The 11786-nt window shown below is 53.3% G+C and carries 8 protein-coding genes and 1 pseudogene; 3 read left to right on the top strand and 6 right to left on the bottom strand.

Annotation, left to right across the window (positions count from 1 at the left end):
- Positions 1 to 4: 4 nt before the first annotated feature.
- Positions 5 to 94 (bottom strand): K(+)-transporting ATPase subunit F, encoded by a 90-nt coding sequence (kdpF, locus tag AACY50_RS12660; RefSeq protein WP_221729235.1) that lies wholly within the window; start codon positions 92 to 94, stop codon positions 5 to 7.
- A 370-nt stretch (positions 95 to 464) separates the two neighbouring features.
- Between kdpF and eat the strand changes: the two genes are divergently transcribed.
- Together eat and AACY50_RS12670 are read left to right on the top strand one after the other, a co-directional pair.
- On the top strand, positions 465 to 1829 hold the full coding sequence (gene eat, locus AACY50_RS12665; protein WP_339538630.1) for an ethanolamine permease: 1365 nt from the start codon (positions 465 to 467) through the stop codon (positions 1827 to 1829).
- A 129-nt stretch (positions 1830 to 1958) separates the two neighbouring features.
- Positions 1959 to 2126, top strand: a complete 168-nt coding sequence (locus AACY50_RS12670; protein ID WP_064503201.1) for a DUF2897 family protein — start codon at positions 1959 to 1961, stop codon at positions 2124 to 2126.
- A gap of 113 nt (positions 2127 to 2239) precedes the next feature.
- On the opposite strand, the gene fabF is transcribed toward AACY50_RS12670, so the two are convergent.
- From fabF to AACY50_RS12690, 4 genes are all read right to left on the bottom strand, one after another.
- Positions 2240 to 3514, bottom strand: a complete 1275-nt coding sequence (gene fabF / locus AACY50_RS12675) for a beta-ketoacyl-ACP synthase II (protein ID WP_339431163.1) — start codon at positions 3512 to 3514, stop codon at positions 2240 to 2242.
- A gap of 32 nt (positions 3515 to 3546) precedes the next feature.
- Complete coding sequence (locus AACY50_RS12680; RefSeq protein WP_339495521.1) at positions 3547 to 4341, bottom strand: SDR family NAD(P)-dependent oxidoreductase; 795 nt, start codon at positions 4339 to 4341, stop codon at positions 3547 to 3549.
- A gap of 210 nt (positions 4342 to 4551) precedes the next feature.
- Complete coding sequence (locus AACY50_RS12685) at positions 4552 to 4887, bottom strand: ComEA family DNA-binding protein (RefSeq protein ID WP_339538631.1); 336 nt, start codon at positions 4885 to 4887, stop codon at positions 4552 to 4554.
- Positions 4888 to 4997: 110 nt separating this feature from the next.
- Complete coding sequence (locus AACY50_RS12690; protein ID WP_339538632.1) at positions 4998 to 6992, bottom strand: polysaccharide biosynthesis protein; 1995 nt, start codon at positions 6990 to 6992, stop codon at positions 4998 to 5000.
- A 450-nt stretch (positions 6993 to 7442) separates the two neighbouring features.
- Between AACY50_RS12690 and AACY50_RS12695 the strand changes: the two genes are divergently transcribed.
- Positions 7443 to 9608 carry a glucosyltransferase domain-containing protein gene (locus AACY50_RS12695; RefSeq protein WP_339538635.1) on the top strand — a complete coding sequence of 722 codons (2166 nt, stop codon included), beginning with the start codon at positions 7443 to 7445 and terminating at the stop codon, positions 9606 to 9608.
- A gap of 1881 nt (positions 9609 to 11489) precedes the next feature.
- On the opposite strand, the pseudogene AACY50_RS12700 reads toward AACY50_RS12695, so the two are convergent.
- A pseudogene (locus AACY50_RS12700) lies at positions 11490 to 11786 on the bottom strand (IS3 family transposase); the annotation flags it as partial.

Below are 11786 nucleotides of genomic sequence, written 5' to 3' on the forward strand. Positions count from 1 at the left end.
GCTCCTAGTTCCGATCCGCGCGCAACAGCGCAACCAACAGATAAGTGAACAGCCCCACTGCCAAAAACAGTGACACCCCGTCCAGAACGCTCATGGAAGATCTCCGTGTTACGGCGTATTGCCGTGTGTGCAGGCATTGTCGGAAAGGAGGCTGTAAAGGAACGAGAGCGAGGGGGTTGGCTGGGCATAAAGAAAGCGTAAAGAGTGGGTTTATGCGGGCGTTACAGGAGGTTTTTGCACCAGCAGGGCCGGCCCCTTCGCGCCCCCCTGTGGGAGCGGGCTTGCTCGCGAAGACGGCAGCACAGCCACCATCGCACCCAACTGGCGCACAAAAATGCGCCCATCGAGCAGCGAACATCCCCGATACGACAGCTTTCAGCCCATTACGACCTGTTCTCAAAGACTGGCACGCCCACTGCACACACCCTCCCCCGAGCTTTACAAACCGTTCAGGGAGCATGCGTATGAACACACAACTCAAACCCACGCTGGGCACCTTGCACCTGTGGGGCATCGCCGTCGGGCTGGTGATTTCCGGCGAGTATTTCGGCTGGAGTTATGGCTGGGGCGTCGCCGGGACACTGGGCTTTCTGGTGACCTCGTTCATGGTCGCCACCATGTACACCTGCTTCATCTTCAGCTTCACCGAACTGACCACTGCGATTCCCCACGCGGGCGGACCGTTTGCCTATAGCCGCCGTGCCTTCGGCGAAAAAGGTGGATTGATCGCTGGGCTGGCGACGCTGATCGAATTCGTCTTCGCGCCGCCGGCAATTGCGCTGGCCATTGGCGCTTATTTGAATGTGCAGTTTCCCGGACTTGATCCGAAACACGCGGCGGTCGGTGCGTACATTGTGTTTATGGGCCTGAACATTCTCGGCGTGAAACTGGCGGCAACGTTCGAGCTGATTGTTTGTGTACTGGCAGTGGCCGAATTGCTGGTGTTCATGGGCGTGGTCGCGCCAGCGTTCAGCTTCAGTAATTTCGCGCTCAATGGCTGGGCCGGCTCGGATGTTTTTGGTGCGCCCGCGATTGCCGGCATGTTCGCTGCCATCCCGTTCGCGATCTGGTTCTTCCTCGCCATCGAAGGCGCGGCGATGGCTGCCGAAGAAGCCAAGGACCCGAAACGCACGATTCCCAAGGCGTACATCAGCGGCATCCTGACCCTGGTGCTATTGGCCATGGGCGTGATGTTCTTCGCGGGTGGCGTGGGTGACTGGCGCACGCTGGCGAACATCAACGACCCGCTGCCGCAAGCGATGAAAGCGGTGGTCGGCGACAATTCCGGTTGGCTGCACATGCTGGTGTGGATCGGCCTGTTCGGGCTGGTGGCGAGTTTCCACGGGATCATCCTCGGCTACTCGCGCCAGTTCTTCGCCCTCGCCCGCGCCGGTTATCTGCCTGCTTCACTAGCCAAACTGTCGCGTTTCCAGACCCCGCACCGCGCCATCATTGTCGGCGGCATCATTGGCATCGCCGCGATCTACAGCGATGGCCTGATCAACCTCGGCGGCATGACCCTCACGGCGGCGATGATCACCATGGCCGTGTTCGGCGCCATCGTGATGTACATCATGAGCATGCTCAGCCTGTTCAAGTTGCGTAAATCCGAGCCGAATCTGGAGCGCACCTTTCGCGCGCCATGCTATCCGCTGGTGCCAATGATCGCACTGGTGCTCGCGGTGGTGTGCCTGGTAGCCATGGCGTGGTTCAACGCGCTGATCGGACTGATTTTCCTCAGCTTTATGGCGGTGGGTTTCGGCTACTTTCTGCTCACCGGACAGTTGCGTGCCAACGCGCCAGCCGATGCGATGTTGACCGGGCATTAAGGGACTTCGGGTACACCGGGCATAACAGGCCTAGAATGGAACCACTGCGAAGTCGCTTCGCTCCAATGTGGTATGCAGCATCGCACGGCGAAGTCCTCGCCTGTCGATCTGCCCTTAAGGAGAGCCGTTATGCCTTGGTATGCCTGGTTGATTCTGGTGGTTGCAATCGGCTCGATCGTTGGCGGATTGATGATGTTGCGCGACACCGCCAACAAGGTCGAACTGACCGATGAAGAGCGTAAACGTGTTGCTGAGCGCAATGCCGAAGCGGACGCTAAAGAAGCGCAAGACCGCTGACAAAAACCCCGCCTGAATCGGCGGGGTTGGTTTTTCAGCTCTGCACTGAACCTGTCTGCCGGTTTGATAGACGCAGAGCTCCAGCCACCTTTTTCATTGGTTTCCCGACGACATTAGCCCTGCCAGCGTTTGAACAGCACGCTCGCATTCACCCCACCAAAGCCAAACCCGTTGGACAATGCATACTCGATCGGCATCGAGCGCGCCTGACCATGGACGATGTCGACCCCTTCGCTGGCAGGATCGGGATTGTCGAAGTTGAGGGTGGGCGGTACCACTTGATCACGAATGGCCAACAGCGTGAAGATCGCTTCAAGCCCGCCCGCAGCGCCCAGCAAATGGCCCGTGGCGGATTTGGTCGAGGTCACGGCGATTTTATTCTGCACACCGAACAGCGCTTTAATTGCTGCCAACTCGCCTAGATCGCCGACCGGCGTGGAGGTAGCGTGAGCGTTCAGATGCTGGATCTGATCGGGCGTGACGCCAGCCTGAGCCATTGCCAACGCCATCGCCCTCCGCGCACCACTGCCATCTTCAGGCCCGGCCGTCAGGTGATAAGCATCGGCAGTCGTGCCGTAACCGACCAGTTCGGCCAAGGGTTTCGCGCCGCGAGCCAAGGCGTGTTCCAGAGACTCGATCACCAGCAGTCCGGCCCCCTCACCCATCACGAAACCATCACGACCGCTATCAAATGGACGTGAGGCGCGTTCAGGTGTGTCGTTATAGCCACTGGACAACGCCCGCGCCGCTGCGAAACCCGCAAGGCTGACCCGATCAATCGCCGCCTCTGCCCCACCGCAAACGGCAATATCGGCCTCACCGGCTCGGATCAATCGAGCGGCGTCACCAATCGCTTGAACTCCGGCGGCGCACGCTGTCACCGGAGCGCCCAATGGACCTTTCAAACCATGCTGGATCGATACATGACCCGCAGCCAGATTGACCAGAAAGGAAGGAATGGTGAACGGCGACAGCCGGCGCGGGCCACGACTGTCGGTTGTGCGTACCGCGTCGGCAATGGCACCGAATCCGCCGACACCGGAACCGATAATGGTCGCGGTGCGCTCCTGATCCTTTTCCTCCGCCGGATGCCAACCGGCCTGCTCCAATGCCTGCCGTGCAGCCTCCATGGCGAACATGATGAAGCGGTCCATCTTCTTCTGTTCCTTGGGGGGCGTGGCGCGATCCGGATCGAACCCGGCCTCGGCGTCATCCTCCAGAGACGGCACAGCCCCACCGATTTTTGCCGGCAAATCAGCGACGACCGCTTCTGGCAAGCTGCGCAATCCCGAACGCCCGGCCAGCAGGCGCTGCCAGACAACTTCGACTCCGCTGCCCAAAGGTGAAACCAGGCCCATGCCCGTGACGACTACTCGACGCTGATTCATACCGCGTGTACCTCTGACCGATTCAGAAAAGCTTACTTGTAACGACTCGCTGCCGAACTGCGCGACAGGTTCGGTGCCATCACATGACGCGCGGCCACAAACGCCTGCCATTCGCCCGCATCCGGCAACGAAGGGATGGTGATGAGCTCGCCCTGATCCAGACCTGCCAGCGCGGCATCGACCATTTCGCCGGCCTCCATCACCATTTCTGCCGGGATGCCGCTGGCGTCAATACCCGAGCGTTCCCAGATTTCCGTGCGGGTAACGCCGGGCAGTACCGCTTGCACCTTGACCCCGGTACCGTCGAGTTCGGCATTCAGCGATTGGGTCAGGCTCAACACGTAAGCCTTGCTGGCGCTGTAAGTGGCGTTGAAACGTTCCGGGAACAACGCCACCACCGAGGCGATGTTGATGATCGTGCCGCGACCTGCCTTGGCAAAACTTGCGGCAGCGGCGGAGGCCAGTCGGGTGACCGTGGTGATATTGAGCTGGATCAAACGCTCCAGCTTATCCAGATCGGCATTGGCCAAAAGACCGTCGGCAGCAACACCAGCGTTGTTGACCAAAAGGGTGATGCTTGAATCACTGCGCAGGCGCTGCTCAAGTTTGAGCACATCATCCTTTTGCGTCAGATCCGCCTTCATCACCTCCACCTGAACGCCATGCGCCTCGCGCAATTGGCTCGCGGCACTCTCCAGCCGCTCCAGATCACGGGCGACCAACAACAAATCGAACCCGCGCGCTGCCAACCGCTCAGCGTAAATCGCACCGATACCGGACGAAGCGCCAGTGACCAGAGCCGTACCTTGGGTTGCTACAGAATTCATGACAGTACTCCTGAGATGCTTGAGGGATCGCCATCCGGATCTTGATGATGCAGATCGCACGGAAATTATTATAGGCATAATCCAATACTAATATGACAGCCGTAATTTTTTGCTATCCGACGAGCGTCCCCTTCGCCTTCCCTGCCAAACCCGCGAACAGAAAACAAAAAGGCCGGTCAATGACCGGCCCCTTGGCGTTGAACAATCAGCTTAGTTCACTTCCAGCTTCTCGCGATTGCGATCCAGAATCGCCTTGCCGATCCCCTTCACTTCCAACAACTCATCCACTGACGCGAACGGCCCATTTGTTTCGCGATATGTAACAATCGCCTTGGCCTTGGCCTCGCCGACTCCCGCAAGTTCTTTTTGCAGCGTCGCCAAGTCGGCTTCATTGAGATCGATTTTTGCGCTCTGGGAAGATGCCGCCGCGTCCATCACGATCGGCGTCTTAGTGGCCTCCGAAGGTACAATCGGTGCAGCAATCGCTGCAATCGAACCACTGGTGAGCAGCGCGAATATCATGGAATAGAAGTAACCGGTACGCATAAGTGACGCTCCATCATCGTTTTAGAAAGCAGCTTTTCCGAAGCTGCTCTCCAAACTTAGGTCATGGTGGAGCCATGTCAAAAATGCGTGCGTTACAGGATGTGAAACAATCAGGGCTCGAGGCGACGTTGTTGGTAGATCCAGTCGACGATTTCGCCGTCGGGGGTGTAGCCGCTGACGGTTTCGCGCAGGAGTTGGCGGACGCGAGCGTAATCGTCCTGATCGACGGCCAACAGCAACTCCGACAAACACCCCTTGAGCACATCCCACGACAGATAATCTTCGTTGGCCGTCATGATCATCGGATGTTGGGTCGCTGCCACGTTGTCGCCGATCAGCAACTCCTCATAAAGCTTCTCACCGGGACGTAGCCCGGTGAACTCGATGGAGATATCCCCATGCAAATTCTTCTCCGAACGCACGCTCAAGCCCGACAGGTGAATCATCTTCTCCGCCAGCTCGACAATCTTCACCGGCTCGCCCATGTCCAGGACAAACACATCACCGCCCTGCCCCATGGAACCCGCCTGGATCACCAGTTGCGCGGCTTCGGGGATGGTCATGAAATAGCGCGTGATTTTCGGATGCGTGACCGTCAACGGACCACCGGATTTGATCTGGCTGTGGAACAGCGGGATCACTGAACCGGAAGAACCCAACACATTGCCAAAGCGCACCATAGTGAAACGGGTCTTGTTGACCCGAGACACATTGGCATTATCGCCGAACAGCACCGGTGCAATCTCATGACTGAGCGCCTGCAGGGTCAACTCGGCCAAACGCTTAGTACTGCCCATGACATTCGTGGGGCGTACGGCCTTATCGGTGGAGATCAACACAAAGTTGGACACACCCGACTGCAACGCAGCCTGAGCAGTGTTGAGCGTGCCAATGACGTTGTTAAGCACGCCTTCGGCAATGTTGTGCTCGACCATTGGGACGTGTTTATAAGCGGCAGCGTGGTAGACGGTGTCCACGCCCCAGGTTTTCATCACATCCAGAAGTTTGTCCTGGTGACGGATCGAGCCGAGGATAGGAAGCAGACGGACAGGAACCGACTTCCTGCTGGCGCGCTGCTCCAACTCCGACAGAATGCTGTAGAGGTTGAATTCACTGTGCTCGAACAGCAAAAGCGTGATAGGGCCAAGCGAAAAGATCTGCCGGCACAGTTCCGCACCAATCGATCCGCCAGCGCCCGTGACCATGACTGTCTTGCCTTTGATACAACGTTCGAGCAGGTCCGGTTGCGCTGGGACCGAGTCGCGTCCCAGGAGGTCGGCGATATCCACTTCCTGTATATCTTCGACCTTGACCCGGCCGCTGGCCAGATCGGTGAAGTTTGGTACGCTTCGAATGTGAAGCGGGAAACGCTCCAGAATAGTGAGAATTTCTCGACGTCGTGCGCGGGTAGATGACGGCAGCGCCAGGAGGATTTCCTGTGCGCCGGTTACGTCGATCATCTGTTGGATGTGTTTGGGTTTGTAGACTTGCAACCCGGCAATCGAACGATCCGCGATGCTCGGATCATCGTCGATAAATGCCACAGGACGCATGACCCGCCCCATACGCAGTGCTGCGACAAGCTGATTGCCCGCTACGCCGGCACCGTAAATGGCGACTTTGGTGAGGCCATCGTCGCGATTGGTGAACGGTACGTGCTGGGCGGCGGTGAACCAGTCGCCCATGAAGTATTGACGCATGCACAAGCGCAGGCCGCCGATGATGACGAGGCTTAGCCACCAGTAGTTGAAGACAATGGATCGCGGTACTACTGCCTCATGATTGCTGTACCAGTAGACAATGAGTGCGAGTATCAGCGACGAGAGACTGACAGCCTTAATGATAGCTATCAGGGCGTCATTACCGAAATAACGCATTACGGCTCTGTACATGCCGAACCGTATGAAAAGGGGGATAGCGACTACCGGAGCACAGAGAAACAGCCAGAGGTGAACCCTCAGGGGATTGACCATCTCGTCGATCCCCAGGCGGACAATAAACGCCAGCCACAAAGCCACCCAAACGAGAACGACGTCCGTAAGAACCTGGATCAGTCGCTTCTGTCGTCTTGGCAACCCTAGCAGGAAGCCGCGTAATCTATCCATTTTCCGCTGTTCCAATCTGGCCTACTCCCTTGGTTGAACCGGCGAAGCACATTGTACGGAGGTAAGGATCTTCGTTACAGAAAAAAGAACGAGGTGTGCAAGGTACAAAGCCCTCCCCCGCTGCTCAAGCCATCAGCGCTATGTGACTGTGGCGCTGCGACCTTCGTTCAACCAAGAGCTTTTGCGCGAGATGACATACCTCTGCTGCGGCCTCATAGCCAATGTAGGTATACTGCGCAGCATGATTTTATCTCACAATGCCACGCTGAATTCCGGCTAAACGTCGACCATAAAAGAGAGATACGGATTGGAGGCACGATGGCTGTTGTCAGAGGCGATATGGTCGCCGTAATGTGCACCACAAAACATCGAAAAAATCAAACCAATTAAAAGCGTCAACCAAAACAATACCGAACGTTTGAACCAAGAATAGGGAAGTGGGTGCACGTGATGCAGACCGGGTCAATGTTACAAATAAAAACAATATCGAAATGGGCCGCAGCGGCGGGACTGCTCACTTTAATCTTTGCGTGGCTTCTCCTAAAAAGCACTCTACTGGCGCCGATCATTACGATCCAGACAGCGCACTTCCCTGCGAAACAATCTCAACTTTTCTATAAGAACGGTGGGGAGTACAACGAAAGTAACTCATCAATCAACAAACTGGATTCGGACAGCCAAGCATTCAACTTCACCCTGCTGCAATATGATTCTGATTTGAGGTGGGACCCCTTGGAAAGCTCTGGTTCCTTCTTTGTAAAAGCGGTCACGATTAGCGTTCTGGGTTATTCAAAATCGGTGGACTTGAAAAACCTGACACCATTGGTACAAATCCAGGAGACCGAGCGCACCGACAACTACGTGCATTTCACTGCTGCCGAGAACGCTGCAGACCCGCAGATCAATATTCACATTAGTAGTAACTCACTAAACAAGTTACAACTTATTAGCGCAATCCTTCTGGGATTGGTCGCGGCTTTTTCGGTGCTGGGATGGATTAAATGGCACGAAAGTATTCTTGAGTTCCTGCAAAGAGATCACGCCCTCACTCTTAAACTGAAGATACTCTTTTCTCGAGAAGACTTCTCCCTGAATGAGTTTGTGAAACTATTGGGCATAGGTATTTTCCTAAATCTTATCCCAATCGTAAACTTCTTTTTATCTGTGGATGATGAAGTAGGCGCCTTCCGTACAGACCCATCGGGATGGATAGGAGACGGGCGCTGGACAGCATTCCTGGTTGAAAAATTCATCTTTCCCCAGCCCGTGATCCCTTTCGTACCCAACCTATTTTTCTATGCCTGTCTTGCGCTTTCTTACATGTTCCTACTTCGGGCATTTCGCCTGAAGTTCACGTGGGTTACCGGGCTCGCCTACTGCATACTGATCGCGCACCCCATCTGGTGGTTCATCGGCGAATTCTATTCTAATGTACCATCTACCGGCTTTGGTGTACTAACACTATCAATCTCTGTCTTTATATTTTCCAGAATTAAACTTAGCTATGATTCGAAAACGAAAACCGTCATGCAGACCATCATGGCTGGCTCCCTTCTATCGCTGGCCGTTGGGGCTTATCAATCTCTGATCATGTATTATATCGCCGCAGGGATAGGCGTCATAATATTCAAATACCGAGAAGAATATCACGCATCCGACCTGAAACTAAAATCCACGCTAAACCGAATTGCGCTTCTAGTTACAACACTTATAGTCAGCATCGTTCTATACGCCGCAATCAATAAGATCGCACAACTTTCACACCCTTCCAACAGGACTTATATTGATAACTTCCTCCGCATCAATGACTTGCTGGAAAACCCCATATCAATAAGCAAGCTTGTGTTTATAGAAATGTGGAAGTACTACACAGGATCATCACAGACTTTTGGCACCTCCTTTTTCAGCACGTTCATAATGCTGGGCTTAGCCACTCTCTTTTTAGTCACGCAAAAAACCTGGAAGGCATCTCTGTGGATGAGCCTCCTTGTAATGTCGATGCTTATAGCTCCATTTCTACTGAATTTTGTCACTGGCGCCATTTATCTGCCATTGCGCGCCATGCTGGCTGTATCTTTTATCAGCTGGATCGCAACTATCATCGTCCTTGAGAAAAAAGGATTGATGCGTGTTATTGGTACCGTTACCGCAATATTCATGTTATTTCAGATGGTATCGGCCAATGGTCAATATTCCGCAAGTACGATCATGGCAACCACTCATGACCGGCTCACCGCTGAGCAAATATACTCTCGTATAGCTGAATTAAATCCAGAGTTCGACAGGGCCCAGCAGGTCTTCATTGATGTGTATGGCAAACTTCCTTTCGAAAGTAGATACCCTGCACCCGACACATCCACAATGAGCTCATCGTTTTTTAATTGGGATCAAGGCAACGTCTATCGAATGGTGGCTTACATGAGGCTGATCGGCTTCAGCAATGTCGCTTCGCTTGGAAGTTCAGTCAGAACCTCCCTAACACCTCACTTCGACTCAATGTCAGTGTGGCCCGCGCAAGGGTCCGTTCGCTACAAAGACGGCATCTATTTGATCAAGTTAAGCGAAACACCTGATCCAACGCATGCTCTTTACAAACAGGCTAAGCCCAATGAGTAGAAAAACAGCCTGGCGGCCCACTTTCGTCTGGCTGCTACTTGCGTTCGGATGCGCGTTTCTTTCTCTCACCTCCATTTACATTGCAAACATAACTGGAGCACTTGGCAGCACCAAGCACGATGTATGCTTCAGTGTAACTTCCTCTGTGGAGGGCGTCACCCAACTTTTTAGATCAACGACCCCCGGGATATTTAACGAACAGCAATCTGACTCCAAAGGCCTGACCAAAGGCACACAGACCATTTGTTTTACAGTACCCCTCGGAGAAAAATATCTGCGCTGGGATCCCAGCAACTTCATCTCCACGATGCAGATAGACCGAACGATTGTAAATTTTTACGGTTTGCGGCAACTTCTACCACTCAAGCAGCTACAGTCCAGCAGTCGTGGTATTACGAGCTCATCGGTGATGGATCCTCCTTGGATGCTGAACTTCGCAAACGACGATCCACAGATTTTTTTGAGATCGATGATTCGATACGACAGAAAGAACTACTTTATGCAGCCATACTTATTACGCTTGCTTATGGCCTCGTTTTAATCGGTATCATATTTCTCTTAAAAAAACTGATTTTGGAAAAAAAAACTTGCCTATTGCATGTCAATATTCGCGATGGGCACTTTTATAATAATCTATCAGTTCAGCGGAATTATCGCCGTTGGCGATGGCGCAGGGTGGGATGGGAGCGCCTATCTGAATCTTCTGTTTGACTGGAAACAGTCTGGACACCTCCCCGACGCAGACCCGTATCGCATGAGCAGGCTGCCTGGCTTCACCCCACTTATAGCACTAGCCTTCCTGATTAACCTCGGTGCAGAGCAACTTATCCACATACAAGTAGCTCTTAATATTATTGGCTATGGCGTCGCACTAGGATTGTTTCTCGACTATCTCTTGAGGTCTGGAATACCTCTAAAAGCCGCCACCCAATACTCAACAATGATGCTTCTGTCGTGGCCGATACTAGTTATGCCGACGTACTACCCTCTACTTAGCGATCATTTTGCAACAATAATTTCCTGTATTAGCCTATGGTGTTTTTCGAAAAAATATCGTGCAAGCTTGCTTGCAATCTGCTTAATATCACCACTTGTAATGCCAGGACTTTTTCTGCTCCCACTTACTCTATTAGCCTTTTCTAGCACGCAAGAAAGCAATATTTTATTAAGCCGATGGACAACGTCCACTCAATTTAAAACTGTGCTTTTTACAGTGCTTTCATTAACCATAGTTAGTTTTACTTATTCCTTACTAAGCCAAATTTCCGACAGCGAACTATTAAATATTGGCTCATCCGTTGCACCAGGATTACCACGCCTAAGAACGCTGAGCACCATATATGTATTAACTGCGCTGATAGTGGTCGCATGGCTATGGAGCAACCACTTTTCCAAAAGCGAATTTATTTCAAAACTTTCAATAAAATGGCTGATAGTTGCTTTGTTTGCGAGCGTCGCGGGGCATGCCATTTTATATTTTGGACTAAACTGGAACAACGGCTTCAGAGGACCAAACTTATGGCAAAACATGTTATTCCAATCAATCAACCCACCATTCAAACCATTAATTTCTCATTTTATATATTTTGGCCCGCTATTCATCGTTGCTCTAGCACTTCTGTTTAGGTCGACAGATAGCACGAGGCTGCATTACCCAGTAAAAATAGCCATTCTAGGTTTTTTGCCTATATTGGCCATCGGCTCCGAGACGCGACAATGGGTTGCCCTGCTGCCATTTTTAGCGGCATTTGTTGCACAGAGCGGCATTACATCTAGGATGAGAAAATTAATATTAGCGCTTTCCGCACTGTTGGCCTTGCCACTGTTTTGGCTTGCAGGATCAGCGGCGTTTTTCAAGGTTGTTGTCGCGTCGCCGTCTAACTATGCCGCTCTTTTCTCGGTCTGCTGCTGCCGATCCGGGTTCAACATCACAGTGCCCATCGGCTCCCAGTTTCTTGTCTGGCCAGACCAGCGTTCCGGGCATTTCTCCCGAGCTTGCTCGTACAGCTCATGACGCCGAGCCAGGATCTGATGATCCTGACCACGGTGCCGTTCGGCCGGGGTCACGAAGCGGATTCGGCTGTGCCGGTGTTCGTGGTTATACCAGCGCATAAAATCCCTGACCCAGGCGCGTGCCGCGTCCAGACTGGCAAAGCCATCTGCCGGCCATTGTGGGCA

It is taken from the genome of Pseudomonas sp. RA_15y_Pfl2_54, assembly GCF_963971015.1.
GTDB classification, from domain to species: Bacteria; Pseudomonadota; Gammaproteobacteria; order Pseudomonadales; family Pseudomonadaceae; genus Aquipseudomonas; species Aquipseudomonas baetica_A.